18 protein-coding genes are annotated in these 16964 nt (G+C 66.8%); 10 read left to right on the top strand and 8 right to left on the bottom strand.

What is annotated here, in order from left to right:
- Nucleotides 1-7 precede the first annotated feature (7 nt).
- The 5 genes from EC839_RS10825 to pilG all read right to left on the bottom strand — a co-directional run bounded on the left by EC839_RS10825 (nucleotide 8) and on the right by pilG (nucleotide 4509).
- A complete protein-coding gene (locus EC839_RS10825) occupies nucleotides 8-856 on the bottom strand; it encodes a protein-glutamate O-methyltransferase CheR (protein ID WP_007161683.1) in 849 nt (282 codons plus the stop codon).
- Nucleotides 857-917: 61 nt separating this feature from the next.
- On the bottom strand, nucleotides 918-2948 hold the full coding sequence (locus EC839_RS10820; protein WP_039976073.1) for a methyl-accepting chemotaxis protein: 2031 nt from the start codon (nucleotides 2946-2948) through the stop codon (nucleotides 918-920).
- 161 nt (nucleotides 2949-3109) lie between these two features.
- Nucleotides 3110-3646: a chemotaxis protein CheW gene (locus EC839_RS10815; protein WP_007161681.1), complete on the bottom strand. Its 537-nt coding sequence runs from the start codon at nucleotides 3644-3646 to the stop codon at nucleotides 3110-3112.
- Between the two features lie 49 nt (nucleotides 3647-3695).
- Nucleotides 3696-4061 carry a twitching motility response regulator PilH gene (pilH, locus tag EC839_RS10810; RefSeq protein WP_007161680.1) on the bottom strand — a complete coding sequence of 122 codons (366 nt, stop codon included), beginning with the start codon at nucleotides 4059-4061 and terminating at the stop codon, nucleotides 3696-3698.
- A 40-nt stretch (nucleotides 4062-4101) separates the two neighbouring features.
- Nucleotides 4102-4509: a twitching motility response regulator PilG gene (gene pilG / locus EC839_RS10805; RefSeq protein WP_132832542.1), complete on the bottom strand. Its 408-nt coding sequence runs from the start codon at nucleotides 4507-4509 to the stop codon at nucleotides 4102-4104.
- Between the two features lie 220 nt (nucleotides 4510-4729).
- Between pilG and gshB the strand changes: the two genes are divergently transcribed.
- The 7 genes from gshB (at nucleotide 4730) to EC839_RS10770 (ending at nucleotide 10536) form a co-directional block, all read left to right on the top strand.
- Complete coding sequence (gene gshB / locus EC839_RS10800; protein ID WP_007161678.1) at nucleotides 4730-5680, top strand: glutathione synthase; 951 nt, start codon at nucleotides 4730-4732, stop codon at nucleotides 5678-5680.
- 103 nt (nucleotides 5681-5783) lie between these two features.
- A complete protein-coding gene (locus EC839_RS10795) occupies nucleotides 5784-6662 on the top strand; it encodes an energy transducer TonB (protein ID WP_007161677.1) in 879 nt (292 codons plus the stop codon).
- A 55-nt stretch (nucleotides 6663-6717) separates the two neighbouring features.
- A complete protein-coding gene (locus tag EC839_RS10790) occupies nucleotides 6718-7287 on the top strand; it encodes a YqgE/AlgH family protein (protein WP_007161676.1) in 570 nt (189 codons plus the stop codon).
- A complete protein-coding gene (gene ruvX / locus EC839_RS10785) occupies nucleotides 7284-7736 on the top strand; it encodes a Holliday junction resolvase RuvX (RefSeq protein ID WP_007161675.1) in 453 nt (150 codons plus the stop codon). The genes EC839_RS10790 and ruvX overlap by 4 nt, the downstream gene beginning before the upstream one ends.
- Nucleotides 7737-7738: 2 nt before the next feature.
- Nucleotides 7739-8248 (top strand): bifunctional pyr operon transcriptional regulator/uracil phosphoribosyltransferase PyrR, encoded by a 510-nt coding sequence (pyrR, locus tag EC839_RS10780; protein ID WP_007161674.1) that lies wholly within the window; start codon nucleotides 7739-7741, stop codon nucleotides 8246-8248.
- 15 nt (nucleotides 8249-8263) lie between these two features.
- On the top strand, nucleotides 8264-9262 hold the full coding sequence (locus EC839_RS10775) for an aspartate carbamoyltransferase catalytic subunit (RefSeq protein WP_007161673.1): 999 nt from the start codon (nucleotides 8264-8266) through the stop codon (nucleotides 9260-9262).
- A complete protein-coding gene (locus tag EC839_RS10770; RefSeq protein ID WP_007161672.1) occupies nucleotides 9259-10536 on the top strand; it encodes a dihydroorotase in 1278 nt (425 codons plus the stop codon). Before EC839_RS10775 ends, EC839_RS10770 begins: the two co-directional genes overlap by 4 nt.
- 50 nt (nucleotides 10537-10586) lie before the next feature.
- On the opposite strand, the gene EC839_RS10765 is transcribed toward EC839_RS10770, so the two are convergent.
- Nucleotides 10587-10991, bottom strand: a complete 405-nt coding sequence (locus tag EC839_RS10765; RefSeq protein ID WP_007161671.1) for a TM2 domain-containing protein — start codon at nucleotides 10989-10991, stop codon at nucleotides 10587-10589.
- Between the two features lie 281 nt (nucleotides 10992-11272).
- Between EC839_RS10765 and EC839_RS10760 the strand changes: the two genes are divergently transcribed.
- From EC839_RS10760 to EC839_RS10750, 3 genes are all read left to right on the top strand, one after another.
- On the top strand, nucleotides 11273-11980 hold the full coding sequence (locus EC839_RS10760) for a C40 family peptidase (RefSeq protein WP_007161670.1): 708 nt from the start codon (nucleotides 11273-11275) through the stop codon (nucleotides 11978-11980).
- Nucleotides 11981-12112: 132 nt separating this feature from the next.
- Complete coding sequence (locus EC839_RS10755; protein WP_007161669.1) at nucleotides 12113-13324, top strand: putative DNA modification/repair radical SAM protein; 1212 nt, start codon at nucleotides 12113-12115, stop codon at nucleotides 13322-13324.
- On the top strand, nucleotides 13325-14773 hold the full coding sequence (locus EC839_RS10750; protein ID WP_007161668.1) for a UdgX family uracil-DNA binding protein: 1449 nt from the start codon (nucleotides 13325-13327) through the stop codon (nucleotides 14771-14773).
- Here EC839_RS10750 and EC839_RS10745 read toward each other — a convergent pair.
- Both EC839_RS10745 and EC839_RS10740 read right to left on the bottom strand, forming a co-directional pair.
- Nucleotides 14770-15912 (bottom strand): PilT/PilU family type 4a pilus ATPase, encoded by a 1143-nt coding sequence (locus EC839_RS10745; RefSeq protein ID WP_007161667.1) that lies wholly within the window; start codon nucleotides 15910-15912, stop codon nucleotides 14770-14772. The two genes, EC839_RS10750 and EC839_RS10745, sit on opposite strands and share 4 nt — an antisense overlap.
- Nucleotides 15912-16922: a type IV pilus twitching motility protein PilT gene (locus EC839_RS10740; protein WP_132832541.1), complete on the bottom strand. Its 1011-nt coding sequence runs from the start codon at nucleotides 16920-16922 to the stop codon at nucleotides 15912-15914. Before EC839_RS10740 ends, EC839_RS10745 begins: the two co-directional genes overlap by 1 nt.
- Nucleotides 16923-16964: the final 42 nt, after the last annotated feature.

The raw sequence follows: 16964 nt of genomic DNA, 5'->3' as shown, positions 1-16964 counted from the left end.
GCTCCTGTCATGCCGGGGGGCTCAGCTGGCGGGTGAACGCCAGGACTTCGGGATGATCGACGGGTACCAGTTGCGGGTGGCTCCAATTGCTCACCTCACCGACACCCAGGACCAAGAGCCCACCCGGTGCAAGCCGCTGGACCAGCTGGTTGAGCAGGTCTCGACGCAGCCAGCGGCGGAAATAAATCAGCAAGTTCTGACAAAAAATGACATTGAGCCCCTGCAAGGGGGCCTGCCCCAGTTCCAGCACATTGAGTCGGGCGAAGCACAGTCGCTCCGCCAGGCCCGCGGTGACCTCGAAACTGCCGTCCGCATGGGTGCGGAAATAGCGCTCGCGCAGGCTGGCCGGCACCCCGGCCAGCCGCTGCAGGCTGTAGGTCCCCTGCCGCGCCTGGCGCAGGGCTTCGCTGCTGATGTCGGTACCGGTCAGGGCGAACGTCAGGGGGCGTGGCTGCCGGGCCAGAGCTTCGGCGGTACTGATGGCCATCGAAAACGCTTCCTCTCCACTGGCGCACCCCAGACTCCACAGGGTCAGACCGTTGCCCTCGGTGGTCCGGGCGAATTCACTCACAAAGGCTTCCAGCAGCGCGAAGGACGGTGGATGGCGAAAGAAGCGGGTGGCCTGGATGGTCAGCCGATCGAGCAGCCGGACCCACTCGATGCGTCCGCCGATGCCCGCGCAGACGACCTGGTAGTAGCTGTCGTAGTCCGCGATCTCCAGTTCGCGCATGCGCGCGGCCAGCTGGATCTGCAGAAAGCTGCGCTGGCGATCGTCCAGCACCATGCCGGCGCGCATCTCGAGCAGCTGTCGCCAACGCTCGAAGTCCGCATCCGGCAGCTCGGGAGCACGGCGCAACGCCCAACTCGACTCCCTCACCCCGTCTCCCCCTCGCCACACCGCGATGCGGCCGCTGCGTTCAGCCCAGCGGCTGCTCGTTCGGCAGATTGAAGCCCGAAACCGAACGCCGCATCTCGCTGGCCAGCTTGGCCAGCTCGCCGATGCTGCGCGCAGTGGCGGTGGTGCCGGCCGAGGTCTGCGAGGTGATCTCCTGAATCACGTTCATGGTGCTGGAGATGTGGCTGGCGGACGAAGACTGCTGGCGCGCGGCATTGGAGATGTTCTGGATCAGCCCGGCGAGGCTCTGGGATACCTTCTCGATCTCTTCCAGGGCCACACCGGCGTCCTGGGCCAGGGCGGCCCCGCGCACCACTTCCGAGGTGGTCTGCTCCATGGAGATGACCGCTTCGTTGGTGTCGGTCTGGATCGCCTTGACCAGGGCCTCGATCTGCTTGGTGGCACCGGAGGAACGTTCGGCGAGGCGCTGGACCTCGTCGGCGACCACGGCGAAGCCGCGGCCGGCGTCACCGGCCATGGAGGCCTGGATGGCGGCGTTCAGGGCCAGGATGTTGGTCTGGTCGGCGATGTCGTTGATCAGGCCGACGATGTCGCCGATCTCCTGGGAGGATTCGCCCAGGCGCTTGATCCGCTTGGCGGTGTCCTGGATCTGCTCGCGGATGCTGTCCATGCCGATGATGGTGTTGTGCACCACCTGGTTGCCCTTGTTGGCGATGGCCACGGAGCGCTCCGCCACCGCGCTGGATTCGGAGGCGTTGGTGGATACCTGGTCGATGGACACGGCCATCTCGTTGATCGCCGCGGAGGCCCCGGCGATTTCCTGGGCCTGGTGTTCCGAGGCCTCGGCCAGCACCGTGGCGGTGTCCTGGGATTCCTGGGCGGCGGCGGCCACCTGGACGGCGGTCTGGTTGATGGTTTCCACCAGTTCGCGCAGCTGGTCGATGGAGTAGTTGATGGAGTCGGCGATGGCGCCGGTGAAGTCTTCGGTCACCGTGGCCTGCACGGTCAGGTCACCGTCGGCGAGGTCGGCGATCTCGTCCAGCAGACGCAGAATGGCGGTCTGGTTGCGCTGGTTCTTCTCGTCGGTCTCGGCCAGACGGCGGCGGGTGTCGCGCACCAGGATGTAGCCGATGCAGAGGATGGCGCCGAGGGCGATGAACACCAGCAGGTAGCTGCCCACGGTGTTGATCTTGCGGCTCTGGGCCAGCGACGCGTAGCCGGCGCTCAGGTCCGAGGCGGAACCGAGCAGCGCCTGGGAACCGCGGTAGATCAGACCCACGGCGGAGCGGATCTGCAGCAGTTCGGGCGAAGTGGCGAGGATCTCGTCGACGTTGCCGGAGACGAATTCGAACAGCTTGTTGGCTTCGTTCAGGCGACCGACCGCCTCGGGATCGGTGATCTTGGCGATGCCCATGGAGGCGTTGCCCTCACGCATGGCCTTGAGCACCCGGCCGAACAGGCTGGCGTCGCGGCCGAAGCTGTCGGCCGCCTGCACGGCGGCTTCGTCGCCGGTGAGGATCTTGTTGATGGCACCGAGGATCCGCTCGGCGAGCAGTGCCTGACGCTGAGCCACCACCACCTGACTGGCGGGCGCGCCGCGCTCGATCAGGATGTCGACGATCTCTTCGTTCTCGACCTGCAGCTGAGGGATGGTATCGGCCAGGGCGCCGGACAGCTGGTGCAGGGACAGTACCGTCTGCTCGCTGCCAAGCATGGTGTCGACCTGCTTGCGCTGGGCCTCCCACTGGGATTCCAGGGTATCGAGACGCGGACGGAGGATCGCCGGCGACGCCGGCAGACCGGTCTGCGGATCGCCGCTGCGCAGGATGTTCAGGCGGCGCTCGAATTCGGCACGGGCCTGACGCAGGTCCTTGAAGGCGTCGGCCTTGCCGGTCGCGGCCTCACTGGCGCTCTTGGCCAGCTGCTGCGAAAGGATGCGCAGCTCGGTGGCCTGGCCCTGATACTGGTTGTCGTAGTTGGTCTGGGTGCCCAGGTACGCGAAGTTGGCGAACAGCAGCACGATCGCGACGATCAGCACCACGAACATGCCCGCGACCCACGCGTTGAGTTTCCCGGTATTGAGTTTGTTCATCAGCGGCCCCCGCCTGGACCTTGGTTCCTTTAGTTCTATCCTTGTCGGACGCCGGACCGGTTCGCTTGAAGCCGGTGCTCGTCGCCCTACCCCCACCCGTCGGCGACGGCTCCTGCCATCCCGACCCCGATCCGCCTTGCAGCGTCCGGACGCCCGGCCCGCTAGGCCGCGACGTCCATGAACTCGGGATGCTCGACCAAGGCGCGCGGGCTGCAGACCAGCCAGGGCACGTCGCGTTGGAAGACACCTTCCAGAAAGAAGTGCAGGCCCGCCGGCACGCTGTCGGCGTGCTCGCGATAGGCCTCGATGTCGAAATGCTGCATCCCCAGGACTTCGTCAACCGCCAATCCGACGAAGAGGTCGCCATGGTCGACGATCAGGATGCGCCGCTGTTTGCGCAGGGCCTGGATCTTCACCCCGAGGAATTGCCCCAGGTCGGCGATCGGCAGCAGGCGACCGCGCACGTTGGCCACCCCCTTGAGCCACGGCTTGACGCCGGGCAGCGCGGTGAAGCGCGGCTCCGGCAGGATCTCGCTGACCTCGCCCATGGGAATCACGAAGCGCAATTCACCGAGGCGAAAGCCGATACCGCTCCAGCTGCGCTGATTTTCCTGCTGCGCCGGCAGGCCGGCCGCCCGCTCGCGGCAGCGCAGATCGATCAGGCGCAAGAGTTCGTAGGGCGTGGTGGCGTCGCTCATAGGATTCCCTGCCCAGTGGGGCGCTGCCGCGAGAAACGGACGAAAGACCTCAGCCTTGCAGGACACCCGCCAGGGTGCGCAGCAGGGTGTCTTCGTCGATGGGCTTGGTGAGGTAGTCCTTGGCGCCCTGGCGCTTGCCCCAGACCTTGTCGGTTTCCTGGTCCTTGGTGGTGACGATGACCACCGGAATGTGGCTGGTCTCGGCGTCCTTGGTCAGCTGCCGGGTGGCCTGGAAGCCATTGAGGCCGGGCATGACGATATCCATCAGCACCGCATCCGGCTTCTCCTGGCGGGCCAGGGCGACGCCGTCGGCACCGTTCTCGGCCTTGAGCACCTGATGCCCATGCTTTTCCAGCATGGCGGTGAGCTTGTACATCTCGGTGGGAGAGTCGTCGACGATCAGAATTCGAGCCATGAAAATTTCCTACTAGATTGAATCGCCCGCCTCAGGACACTCAGGACGCTTGTTCGAGCGGAGTGAAACTGGGGACGTGGGTCTTGATCGCACCGATCAGTTCTTCTTTGCTGAAGGGTTTGGTGAGGTACTGGTCAGAGCCGACGATGCGGCCCTTGGCCTTGTCGAAGAGCCCGTCACGGGAGGACAGCATGATGACGGGCGTCGCGCGGAAGGCGCTGTTGTTCTTGATCAGCGCGCAGATCTGATAGCCATCCAGTCGCGGCATCATGATGTCCACGAAGATGATGTGGGGGTGACTATCGGCGATCTTGGCGAGCGCATCGAATCCATCGATGGCGGTGATGACCTCGCAGCCAACTTTCTTGAGCAGGGTCTCGGCGGTCCGACGAATCGTCTTCGAGTCGTCGATCACCATGACCTTCAGCCCTTCCGAATACTGTTCCATGTTCAAGCTACCAGCTCATCGTCGAGGAAACGTGAATGATGTCGATCCGGGCACTTTGGCGGCGCCTCTTTGTAGCACACAATACCGTGACGCACCACGCAGATCCCCTGGTGGCGGACCACCGGCCCGCCCGCCACGACGATCGCGCAAGCATTGGCACTGGAGGGGATCGAAGGGCTATTCTGACGCCTTGCCCACGTACAACCGAGGTCTAGCGTCAATGAGTATCCGCCTGGGGATCGTCATGGATCCCATCGAACGCATCTCCTATAAGAAGGACAGCTCCATGGCCATGCTGTGGGCGGCCAAGGCGCGCGGCTGGACGCTGCACTATTTCGAGATGCAGGACCTGTACCAGGTCGATGGTGAGGCCCGCGGTCGTGGCCGGCAGCTGGACGTGTTCCAGGATCCGGAGCGCTGGTTCGCCTTTGGCGAAGAAGTCGACCTGCCCCTGCGCGAACTGGACGTGATCCTGATGCGTAAGGATCCGCCCTTCGACAACGAATTCGTCTATGCCACCTACCTGCTGGAGCAGGCCGAGCGTGGCGGCACCCTGGTGGTGAATCGCCCGGCCAGCCTGCGCGACTGCAACGAGAAGTTCTTTGCCACCCTGTTTCCCGAGCTGGCGCCGCCGACCCTGGTCAGCCGCCGCGCCGACATCATCCGCGAATTCGCCCGTACCCATGGCGACGTCATCCTCAAGCCGCTGGACGGCATGGGCGGCAGCTCGGTGTTCCGCCACCGCGAAGGCGATCCCAATCTCTCGGTGATCCTCGAGACCCTGACCGCCCATGGCACCCAGCAGATCATCGCCCAGCGCTACCTGCCGGGCATCAAGGACGGCGACAAGCGCATCCTGATGATCAACGGCGAACCCGTGGACTATTGCCTGGCGCGCATTCCGGCCCAGGGCGAGACCCGCGGCAACCTGGCCGCCGGTGGTCGTGGCGTCGCCCAGCCGCTGTCGCCGCGGGATCGCGAGATCGCCGCCACGGTGGGCCCGGAACTGCGCAAGCGCGGCCTGCTCTTTGTCGGCCTGGACGTGATCGGCGAGCACCTGACCGAGATCAACGTCACCAGTCCGACCTGCATCCGCGAGATCGACGCGGCCTACGACACCCGCATCGCCGAGCGCCTCATGGACGTGATCGCGCAGCAACGCGCGGGCTGAGGCGAGGGTCCGTGCCGCCCGTGGCGGCATGGACAACCGCGGACACAATCCGCAGACTGGCGCCAGCCCTGCCGCGCGTCCTCTGCCCTTGCCGACCCAGTCAATGCCCAGCACCGCCTCCTCCCCCGCCAGCCAGGTTCGTCCCGCCGACCGCCTGGGCTTCACGCTGCTCATCGCGACCCTGCTGCACGTCGTGCTGATTCTCGGCGTCGGCTTTTCGCTGCCCGAGCCCACCCAGATCAGCCGTACCCTGGAGGTGACGCTGGCCAGCTTCAAGAGCGACGAGGCGCCCAAGCAGGCCGACTTCCTCGCCCAGGAGAACCAGCAGGGTAGCGGCACCCTGGACAAGGCGGCGGCCCCGAGCACCCCGGTACAGGCGCCCTTCCACGACAGCGAGATCCGCCAGGCCGCGCCCCCGGCCCGCCCGCCCGCGGCGGATCGCGCCCAGGCGCCCAAGGCGGCAGTAACCACCCGCGCCGCGCGGCCGACCAAGGCCGAACCCAGTCGCGAGACGCCGGAGCGGGAACAGCGCGATGCGCCGAGTCCCGAGTCCGACAGCCAGGCCGCCGAGCTCGCCAGCCTGGAGGCCCAGCTCGCCGAGGAGCGCCAGCAATACGCCAAGCGGCCAAAGATCTGGCGGATCAACGCCGCCTCGACGCAAAAGGACAAGGGCGCCCGCTACAAGGAAGAATGGCGGCGCAAGATCGAGCGCATCGGCAATCTCAACTACCCCGAACAGGCCAAGCGCGATCGCCTCTACGGCAGCCTGCGCCTGCTGGTGTCCATCAACAAGGATGGCTCGCTCTACGAGGTCCAGGTGCTGGAGTCCTCGGGGCGCCAAGTACTGGATCAGGCGGCGCTGCGCATCGTCCGGCTGGCGGCGCCCTTCGCCCCCTTCAGCGGCGATCTGGCCGACATCGATCGCCTGGAGATCATCCGCACCTGGCGCTTCGAGCGCGGCGACCGCCTGTCCAGTCAATAGCCCAGGACGCCGTTGGACTTGAAGCCGGACCGCGCAACCGGGAAACTTGCCGGTCATGAAGCCGACCTCCAGCACCACCCTACAGCACCAGCTCCTGATCGCCATGCCGCAGATGGACGATCCCAATTTCGCCGAGACGGTGATCTACCTCGTCGACCATGGCCCGGACGGCGCCATGGGCCTGGTGATCAACCGGCCCAATGGCCTGCACCTGGACGACCTGCTCGAACAGCTGCGTCCGGACATACCGGCCACCCCGGAAGACACCCGGGTGGTGCTCTATGCCGGCGGTCCGGTGCAGACCGATCGCGGCTTCGTCCTGCATGACGCCGGCCCGGTGTTCCAGAACACCCTGGAACTCGAAGAACTGAGCCTGACCACCTCGCCGGACGTACTCTTCGCCCTCTCCGACGGCACCGGCCCGAGCCGCCACCTGATCACCCTGGGCTACAGCGGCTGGGGTCCCGGCCAGCTGGAAGAAGAACTCGCCGCCAATCTCTGGCTCACCACCCCGGCCACCAGCGCCCTGCTGTTCGAGACGCCGAGCGAGCAGCGCCTCGGCGCGGCCGCCGCCCTGCTGGGGGTCGACCTGCGCCTGCTCTCGCGCCAGGCGGGCCACGCATGAGCGCGCCCAGCGGTCTCTACCTGGGCTTCGACTACGGCACCCGGCAGATCGGCGTCGCCGTCGGCCAGGCCGTGACCGGTCAGGCCCGCGAATTGCTCACCCTCAAGGCGCAGAACGGCGTGCCCGACTGGCAGCAGATCCAGCGCCTGCTGGACGAGTGGCGGCCCACCGCCCTGGTGGTCGGCCTGCCGCTGAACATGGACGGCACGCCCAGCGAGATGAGCGAACGCGCCGAACGTTTCGCCCGCCGCCTGCAGGGTCGCTACGGCCTGCCCGTGCATACCCATGACGAGCGCCTCACCACCTATGCCGCCAAGGGCGAGCGCCTGCAGGGCGGTCAGCGCGACGGCTATCGCGAGCGCCCGGTGGATGCCCTTGCCGCCGCCCTTCTCCTGGAAGGCTGGCTGACCCAACAATTGGAACGGGCCGCGCGCCCGCAATCGGAGTAGCCATGCACCTGCCCTCTCCCGCCGAGCTCCTACCGCGGCTGGCCGCCGACCTGCGCCTGTCGTTGGATCGTCGTGGCATCACCGACCCCGGCTTCGTCGGCATCCACACCGGCGGCCTCTGGGTCGCCGAGGCCCTGCTGGCCGAACTCGGCCTGGACACCCCGCTGGGCAGCCTGGACGTCTCCTTCTACCGCGACGACTTCACCCAGAAGGGGCTGCATCCCCAGGTGCGCCCCTCGGCCCTGCCGTTCGAGGTCGATGGGCGCCACCTGGTGCTGGTGGACGACGTGCTGATGAGTGGCCGCACCGTGCGCGCGGCGCTCAACGAACTCTTCGACTATGGCCGTCCCGCCAGTGTGACCCTGGTCTGCCTGCTGGACGTCAATGCCCGCGAATTGCCGATCCAGCCTGACGTGGTGGGCGCCACCCTGACCCTGGCCCCCACCCAGCGCGTCAAGTTGACTGGCCCCTCGCCGCTCGCCCTCGAATATCGCGACGTCCCCGCCGCCTGACCTGGATCTGCCGCCATGACCGACGCTACGCGTTCGCTGCAACTCAACGCCCAGGGCCAATTGCGCCACTTCCTGTCACTCGACGACCTGCCCGCCGAACTCCTCACCGAATTGCTCGACACCGCCGACTCCTTTCTCGAAGTCGGTGCCCGGGCGGTGAAGAAGGTGCCACTGCTGCGCGGCAAGACCGTGTGCAACGTCTTCTTCGAGAATTCGACGCGCACCCGCACCACCTTCGAACTGGCGGCCAAGCGGCTGTCGGCGGACGTCATCACCCTCAACGTCTCCACCTCCTCCACCAGCAAGGGCGAGACGCTGTTCGACACCCTGCGCAACCTGGAGGCCATGGCCGCCGACATGTTCGTGGTGCGCCACGCCGATTCCGGCGCCGCCCACTTCATCGCCGAACACGTCTGCCCCGATGTGGCCATCATCAACGGTGGCGACGGCCGCCACGCCCACCCCACCCAGGGCATGCTCGACATGCTGACCATCCGCCGCCACAAGGGCGATTTCGCCAACCTGTCGGTGGCCATCGTCGGCGACATCCTGCATTCGCGGGTCGCTCGCTCCGACATGCTGGCGCTGCGCACCCTGGGTTGCCGCGACATCCGCGTGATCGCCCCGCGCACCCTGCTGCCGGTCGGCCTCGAAGAACTCTATGGCGTGCGCACCTTCACCGACCTGGCCGAGGGCCTGGACGGCGTGGACGTGGTGATCATGCTGCGCTTGCAACGCGAGCGCATGCAGGGCGGCCTCCTGCCCAGCGAGGGCGAGTACTACCGGCTGTTCGGCCTGACCCGCCAGCGCCTGGCGCGCGCCAAGCCCGATGCTATCGTCATGCACCCCGGGCCGATCAACCGGGGCGTGGAGATCGAATCCGCGGTCGCCGATGGCGAGCAGTCGGTCATCCTGAACCAGGTCACCTACGGCATCGCGGTCCGCATGGCGGTCTTGTCGATGACCATGAGCGGGCAGACGGCCCAGCGTCAGCTACAGGAGAATGCGCAGTGAGCCTGAGCATCCGCAATGCCCGGGTGATCGACCCGGCCACCGGTCTCGACCAGATCAGCGACGTCCATGTCGACCAGGGTCGCATCCTCGCCCTCGGCGAGGCGCCTCAGGGCTTCCAGGCCGACGAGCAGCTGGACGCCAGCGGCCTGATCCTGGCGCCCGGCCTGGTCGACCTGGATGTCGCCCTGTGCGAACCGGGCCTGACCCGCAAGGGCAACGTCGACAGCGAGACCCGCGCCGCCGCGGCCGGTGGCGTCACCAGCCTCTGCTGCCCGCCCACCACCCGCCCGGTGCTGGACACCACCGCGGTGGCCGAACTCATCCTCGACCGGGCGCGCACCGCCGATCACGCCCGCGTCCATCCCATCGGCGCCCTGACCAAGGGCCTGGGCGGGGAACAGCTGGCCGAACTGATGGCCCTGCGCGACGCCGGTTGCGTGGCCTTCACCAACGGCCTGCAGCCCTTCGAGAATCTGCGGGTGCAGCGACGCGCGCTGGAATATGCCGCCACCTTCGACCTCACCGTGGTCTTTACCGCCCTGGATGCCGAGCTGGCCCACGGCGGCCTGGCCCACGAAGGACCCACCGCCAGCTTCCTAGGGCTCACCGGCATCCCGGAGACCGCGGAGACCATCGCCCTGTCGCGTGACCTGCTGCTGGTGGAGCAGAGCGGCGTGCGCGCCCACTTCGGGCAGCTGACCAGTGCCCGCGCGGTGGAGATGATCGCCGCCGCCCAGGCGCGCGGCCTGCCGGTGACCGCCGACGTGGCGCTCTACCAGCTGCTGCTCACCGACGAGGCCCTGCAGGGCTTTTCCAGTCTCTATCACGTCAAGCCGCCGCTGCGCACCGCACGCGATCGCGACGCCCTGCGCGCCGGGGTACGGGACGGGGTGATCGGCGCCATCTCCAGCCATCACCAGCCCCACGAGGCGGATGCCAAGCTGGCGCCTTTCGCCGCCACCGAGCCGGGCATCAGCAGTGTCGAATTGCTGCTGCCCCTGGCCCTGACCCTGGTGGACGATGGCCTTCTGGATCTGCCGACCCTGCTGGCCCGCCTCACCAGCGGCCCGGCCCAGGCCCTGCGCCTCGCGGCGGGCCGCCTGGCCAAGGGCCTGCCGGCGGACCTGGTGCTGTTCGCCCAGCAGCCGACCGCCCAGGCCGCCACGCCCTGGCTGTCCCGTGGGCGCAACTGCCCCTTCCAGGGCCTCACCCTGGGGGGACGCATCGAACGCACCCTGGTGGGTGGCCGCACCACCTACCACCGTGACGCCTGAATAGAAGAAGGGGCTCCATGGAGCCCCTTCTTCTTGCCACCCAGCTGACGCTAGCGCACCAGCCGCCGGCGATTCTCTTCGGAGATCTGCGAATTGAGCGTCCAGAAGTCGTAGAGCACGCCCAGCAGGAAGAAACCCGCCGTAAAGAAATAGAGGATGGCGGTGATCCACTTGCCCAGGTAGAGGCGGTGCACGCCAAAGATGCCGAGAAAGGTCAGCAGGATCCAGCCCAGGCTGTAGTTGAGCGAACCGGACTGGAAGCGCAGATCCGCCTCGCGATCCATGGCCGGGATCAGGAAGAGGTCGATCAGCCAGCCGATGCCCAACAGGCCCAGGGTGCAGAACCAGATCGTGCCGGTGACCGGCTTGCCATAGTAGAAGCGGTGGGCGCCGAGAAAGCCGAAGATCCACAGCAGATAGCCCATGACCTTGCTGTGGGTGTCCTGATACCGCATGCCTACTACCTCGCGACTGAAGGAAAAGACCCGCCTTACCTACACCCTTACCTTCACCGTGACTTTATGTCGAAAACTGGATGAATGCCCAGGGAGTCTCATTGGTTGGCGCTCAAGGGACCTCACTTTCCGCTAAAAATTACATAATTTCTTGATGAGAGGTGCACAAAATATCCACAGGGTTGGTATAGAATCCCTCGCTTCGATCTTCAGACACCCCTACGACAATGCGTTTATTTCTTCTGACATGGCTCTCCGCCTGTCTTGTACTGCCCGCGGCAGTGCAAGCGAAAGAGAACTCTGCAGCGCGCACTGCCGCTCCGGTCCACAAGGTCGCAGCCCGGCATGTCATCGCCGCCTCAGCTCCCAAGACCGCCCGGCACGCCGCCGCTGCTCCCGCGCCCAAGGCCGCCGCTCGCCACGTTGCCAGCGTCGACCATGCCCAGGCAGCCTCCGCGGCCCGCGCCAAGCGCGCCGCCCGTGCGACCAGCGCCCTGCACCGCAAACAGGCCACCGCCCAGGCTGCCACCCGCAACGTCGGCGCCCAGGTGGCGACCCGCGCCATGGACCTGGTCGGCACGCCCTATCGCTTCGGCGGTACCAATCCGCAGAACGGTCTGGATTGCAGCGGCCTGGTCAACTACGTCTATCGCGACGTGCACAACGTCAAGCTGCCGCGTACTTCCCGGGAACTGGCCCAGCTCAAGGGACCCAAGGTCGCCCGTGGCGATCTCAAGGCCGGCGACCTGGTGTTCTTCAAGACCGGTCAGCGCAGCGGTATCGATCACGTCGCCATCTACCTGGGCAACGATAGATTCGTCCATGCCCCGCGCAGTGGCGAGAGCGTGCGCGTCGATCACCTGAGCAAGCCCTACTGGACCAAGCGCTTCGCGTCGGCCAAGCGCGTGCTGCAGCAGCCCACCACCCTGGCGGCGGAAACCGATCCCGTTGCGGACAAGCCGCGTACCAAGCGTACCCGCAAGTCCTGATCCCTCCCCCTCGCTCCGCCGGGCACTACCGCCCGGCGGAGTGTCGCTCCACTCGGCGCCGCCCGGCGCAAAGCCATTGAACGACGCTCCGCTTCCTGGATACTGTATGCAATCACAGTCCAGGAGATCTCGATGGAGCTCGCCGACAAGCTGATCATTCTCGCCGATGCCGCCAAGTACGACGTGTCCTGCGCCAGCAGCGGCGCGCCCAAACGCAGCTCGAAGGGCAAGGACGGCCTGGGCTCGACCGATGGCATGGGCATCTGCCACAGCTTCACCCCGGATGGGCGCTGCGTGGCGCTGCTCAAGGTGCTGCTGACCAACTTCTGCCAGTACGACTGCCAGTACTGCGTCAATCGCCGCAGCAGCAACGTGCCGCGGGCGCGCTTCACCCCCGAGGAAGTGGTGCAGCTGACCCTCGACTTCTATCGGCGCAACGTCATCAGCGGGCTGTTTCTCAGCTCCGGCATCATCCGCTCTTCCAACTACACCATGGAGCAGATGACCCGGGTGGCCCAGCTGTTGCGCGAACAGCACCAGTTCCGCGGCTACATCCACCTCAAGACCATTCCCGACGCCGATCCCGAGATCATTGCCCAGGCCGGTCTCTATGCCGATCGCCTGTCGGTCAACATCGAGCTGCCCACCGAGAGCAGCCTGATCAAGCTGGCGCCGGAAAAGAACGGCAGCAGCATCCGCAAGACCATGGGCAATATCCGTCTGGGCCTGGAAGAAGCCGAAGCCGAAGCCAAGGCGCCGCGTTTCGCGCCGGCGGGCCAGAGCACCCAGATGATCGTGGGTGCCGATGCCACCGACGACCGCACCATCCTCGATACCGCCCAGACGCTGTACGGCGCCTATCGCCTCAAGCGCGTCTACTATTCGGCCTTCAGCCCCATCCCGGAAAGCCCGGGCACGGTGCCGCTGCAACCGCCGCCGCTGCTGCGCGAGCACCGCCTGTACCAGGCCGATTTCCTCATGCGCGGCTATGGCTTCCAGGCGGAGGAACTGCCCACCGAAGACGGCCAGCTGCCGCTGGACGTGGATCCCAAGTTGGCCTGGGCGCTGCACAACCGGGCCATCTTCCCGCTGGATCTTAATCGCGCCGACCAGGCGCTGATCGCCCGGGTACCCGGCATCGGCGTCCTCTCCGCCAAGCGGCTGGTGGAGCTCAGACGCGAGCGGCGCATCCGCTACGCCGACCTGATCCGCCTGAAATGCAGTGTGGAAAAGGCGCGCCCTTTCATCGTCACCCAGGACTATCGCCCGCAACCGCGCCTGGCCGAGTCCCTGGACCTGCGTCGGCAACTCGCCGAACCGCCCGCCCAGCTCGCCCTGCTCTAGATGCAGAGAGTCGATTTCGACGGCACCTTCGCCGGCTGGCGCAAGGAGGCGCGGCGGCTGCTGCAGGCCGGTATCCCGCCGGCCCAGGTGAGCTGGCAGGAGAGTCGCGGCCTGGGCGATCTGTTCGACGAACCGGCCGAAGCCGTGGCGCCCCCGCCCAGCGGCGCCATACGCATCCCGCCGCAACTGGCCGAAGCCCTGACCTACGCCGCCTGCTTTCGCAGCGACGATCGCTGGGCGCTGCTCTACCAGGTGCTCTGGCGCGTCGCCCGCGGCGAACGCGCAGCCATGCTGGCCGGTGACGAAGACGGCAGCGAATTGCAGCGCCGGGTCAAGGCGATCCGCCGCGAGATCCACCATGTGCATGCCTTCCTGCGCTTTCGGCCGCGCGCGGAAAGCGCTGGTCCGCCGGCCTGGGTGGCCTGGCACCAGCCGGCCCACGACGTCCTGGCCCTGGCGGCGCCGCACTTCTGCGACCGCATGGGCAACAGCAGCTGGCTGATCGCGACTCCCGAAGCCGCCGCGCTCTGGGACGGTCAGGCGCTGCAACTGGTGGAGCCTTGCCCCGCCGAGCTGCAGCGTCTGGCCCGACAGGCGCCGGAAGACGACGACCGCAACGCCGGTGACGAACTCTGGCGCGCCTACTACCGCAGCACCTTCAATCCGGCGCGGGCCAATCCGCGCACCCTGAGGGGCAACATGCCGGCGCGTTTCTGGAAGGATCTGCCGGAAGGGCCGCTGATCCCGGCGCTGCTCAGCGAGGCGCGGGCCGGCGCCCAGCGCCTGGCCCAGGCCGAGGCCGTGGGCCGCCAGAGCGGTCGCGAGGTGTTGATCGCAGCCGAGCGCGCCCAGCCCGAACGCCCGCTGCCCACCACCCTCGACGAGTGCCGTCGCTGCGAGCTGTGGGAAAAGGCCACCCAACCGGTGGCCGGCGAAGGCCCGCGCACCGCGCGTATCCTGCTGTTGGGCGAACAGCCTGGCGATCAGGAGGACCTGGCGGGCCGGCCTTTCGTCGGCCCGGCCGGCCAGGTGCTGATGGCGGCGCTGGCCGAGGCCGGCCTTGCGCGCGACGAGGTGTTCCTCACCAATGCGGTCAAGCACTTCAAGTGGATTCCCCAGGGCAGGAGACGCAAGCACGTCACCCCGGGACCGGAGATCGCCCCCTGCCGCTACTGGCTGGAGCAGGAATTGCGCGACATCCAGCCGACCGTGGTGGTGGCCCTGGGCTCGACTGCCCTGGAAGCCCTGCTCAAGCGCAAGCCAAGGGGTCTGGCGCAATTCATGGGACGGCCCCTGCGGTTGGACGAGCGCTGGATCATCGCCACCTATCACCCCTCCTACATCCTGCGTACCCCGGATGCCGAGCAGCAGGACCAGGCGCGCCAAGCCCTGGTCGCCGCCCTGCGCGAGGCCAGGGCCCTGGCGGCCGGCAGCGCAGCCGAAGGCTAGCGGAAGCGCTTGGGCGGCTCGTCGCCCATGTCCACCGAGAGGTTGCGGGTGATCTGATTGAGGTGATCGGCATCCGTTTCCGAACCCAGCTTGATCATCAAGCGCAGGTCGTTGGCGGAATCGGCGTGGGCCAGGGCGGCCTCGTAGGTGATCTCGCCATCGCGATAGAGCCCGTAGAGCGACTGGTCGAAGGTCTGCATGCCCAGCTCGCCGGACTTCTTCATCAGCGCCTTGAGTTCGTGCACCTCGCCCTTGCGGATCAGGTCGGCGACCAGCGGGGTATTGAGCAGCACCTCGATTACCGCGCGGCGGCCCTGGCCATCGATGGTGGGCACCAGTTGCTGGGCGACGATGCCCTTTAGGTTGAGCGACAGGTCCATCCAGGTCTGGCTGTGCCGATCGGCCGGGAAGAAGTGGATGATGCGGTCCAGCGCCTGGTTGGCGTTGTTGGCGTGCAGGGTGGCCAGGCACAGGTGGCCGGTCTCGGCGAAGGCCAGGGCGTGCTCCATGGTGTCCCGGCTGCGGATCTCGCCGATCATGATGACGTCCGGCGCCTGGCGCAGGGTGTTCTTCAGCGCCACCTCGAAGGACTCGGTGTCGATGCCCACCTCGCGCTGGGTGACGATGCAGCCCTGGTGCTGGTGGATGTATTCGATGGGGTCCTCGATGGAGATGATGTGCCCCGCCGAGTTCTTGTTGCGGTGGCCGATCATGGCCGCCAGCGAGGTGGACTTGCCGGTGCCGGTGGCGCCGACGAAGATCACTAGGCCGCGCTTGGTCATGGCCAGCTTCTTGATGATCTCCGGCAGGCGCAGCTGCTCGACGGTGGGGATGTTGACCTCGATGCGGCGCAGCACCATGCCCACCAGGTTGCGCTGATAGAAGGCGCTGACCCGGAAGCGGCCGATGCCGCGGGCGCTGATGGCGAAGTTGCATTCGCGCTTCTGCTGGAATTCCTGGCGCTGCTCGTCGTTCATCACCCCCAGCACCAGGGCCCGGCACTGCTCGGGCGTGAGCGAGTCCTTGGTGACCGGCGTCATGCGCCCGTTGATCTTCATCGAAGGGGGCACGCCGGTGGTGATGAAGAGGTCGGACGCCCCCTTGTCCACCATCAGCTGCAGGAACCTGTCGAAATCCATCAGAAGTTCTCCGGCGTCTTGGCCTTCTCGCGGGCCGCGTCGCGGCTGATCAGGCCCTTGGCCAGGAGCGCCTTGAGGCACATGTCCAGGGTCTGGATCGAGGAATACATCTGCGCCACCTTGTCCTCGCGGATCAGGTTACGGATGGCCGGCGTGCCGATCATGATCTCGTGGGCCGCCACCCGGCCGCCGCCGACCTTCTTGAGCAGGGTCTGGGAAACCACCGCCTGCAGGGATTCGGACAACATGGAACGCACCATCGACTTCTCTTCCGCCGGAAAGACGTCCACCACCCGATCGATGGTCTTGGCCGCCGAGGTGGTGTGCAGGGTGCCGAACACCAGGTGCCCGGTCTCGGCCGCGGTCAGCGCCAGGCGGATGGTCTCCAGGTCACGCAGCTCGCCCACCAGGATGATGTCCGGGTCCTCGCGTAGCGCCGAGCGCAGGGCCTCGGAGAAGCCCAGGGTATCGCGGTGCACCTCGCGCTGGTTGACCAGGCACTTCTTGGATTCGTGGACGAATTCGATGGGATCCTCGATGGTGAGGATGTGGTGGTACTTGGTGTTGTTGAGGTAGTCGAGCATGGCCGCCAGGGTGGTGGACTTGCCCGAGCCGGTCGGCCCGGTCACCAGCACCAGGCCGCGCGGGACGTCGGTGATCTTCTTGAACACCTCGCCCATGCCCAGCTCTTCCATGCTCAGCACCTTGGAGGGAATGGTCCGGAACACCGCGCCGGCGCCGCGATTCTGGTTGAAGGCGTTGACCCGGAAGCGCGCCACGCCCGGCACCTCGAAGGAGAAGTCGGTCTCCAGGAATTCCTCGAAGTCCTTGCGCTGCTTGTCGTTCATGATGTCGTAGATCAGCGCGTGCACCTGCTTGTGCTCGAAGGCCGGCAGGTTGATGCGGCGCACGTCGCCGTCGACGCGGATCATCGGCGGCAGGCCGGCGGACAGGTGCAGGTCGGAGGCGCCTTGCCGCGCGGAAAAGGCCAGCAATTCGGTGATATCCATGGGACTCCCAGATGTCGAGCAAGCAGGTAGAATGCCGCGCAG

The sequence above is a fragment of the Pseudomonas sp. JUb52 genome (assembly GCF_004341115.1).
Taxonomy (GTDB): Bacteria; Pseudomonadota; Gammaproteobacteria; order Pseudomonadales; family Pseudomonadaceae; genus Chryseomonas; species Chryseomonas oryzihabitans.
The sequence above is the reverse complement of the archived record's forward strand: the minus strand, read 5'-3'. Positions and strand labels throughout refer to the sequence as shown.

Coding starts and splice junctions, on each gene's coding strand:
- EC839_RS10820 (WP_039976073.1), bottom strand. CDS start 2,948: ATGAACAAACTCAATACCGGGAAACTCAACGCGTGGGTCGCGGGCATG.
- EC839_RS10815 (WP_007161681.1), bottom strand. CDS start 3,646: ATGAGCGACGCCACCACGCCCTACGAACTCTTGCGCCTGATCGATCTG.
- pilH (WP_007161680.1), bottom strand. CDS start 4,061: ATGGCTCGAATTCTGATCGTCGACGACTCTCCCACCGAGATGTACAAG.
- pilG (WP_132832542.1), bottom strand. CDS start 4,509: ATGGAACAGTATTCGGAAGGGCTGAAGGTCATGGTGATCGACGACTCG.
- gshB (WP_007161678.1), top strand. CDS start 4,730: ATGAGTATCCGCCTGGGGATCGTCATGGATCCCATCGAACGCATCTCC.
- EC839_RS10795 (WP_007161677.1), top strand. CDS start 5,784: ATGCCCAGCACCGCCTCCTCCCCCGCCAGCCAGGTTCGTCCCGCCGAC.
- EC839_RS10790 (WP_007161676.1), top strand. CDS start 6,718: ATGAAGCCGACCTCCAGCACCACCCTACAGCACCAGCTCCTGATCGCC.
- ruvX (WP_007161675.1), top strand. CDS start 7,284: ATGAGCGCGCCCAGCGGTCTCTACCTGGGCTTCGACTACGGCACCCGG.
- pyrR (WP_007161674.1), top strand. CDS start 7,739: ATGCACCTGCCCTCTCCCGCCGAGCTCCTACCGCGGCTGGCCGCCGAC.
- EC839_RS10775 (WP_007161673.1), top strand. CDS start 8,264: ATGACCGACGCTACGCGTTCGCTGCAACTCAACGCCCAGGGCCAATTG.
- EC839_RS10765 (WP_007161671.1), bottom strand. CDS start 10,991: ATGCGGTATCAGGACACCCACAGCAAGGTCATGGGCTATCTGCTGTGG.
- EC839_RS10755 (WP_007161669.1), top strand. CDS start 12,113: ATGGAGCTCGCCGACAAGCTGATCATTCTCGCCGATGCCGCCAAGTAC.
- EC839_RS10750 (WP_007161668.1), top strand. CDS start 13,325: ATGCAGAGAGTCGATTTCGACGGCACCTTCGCCGGCTGGCGCAAGGAG.
- EC839_RS10745 (WP_007161667.1), bottom strand. CDS start 15,912: ATGGATTTCGACAGGTTCCTGCAGCTGATGGTGGACAAGGGGGCGTCC.
- EC839_RS10740 (WP_132832541.1), bottom strand. CDS start 16,922: ATGGATATCACCGAATTGCTGGCCTTTTCCGCGCGGCAAGGCGCCTCC.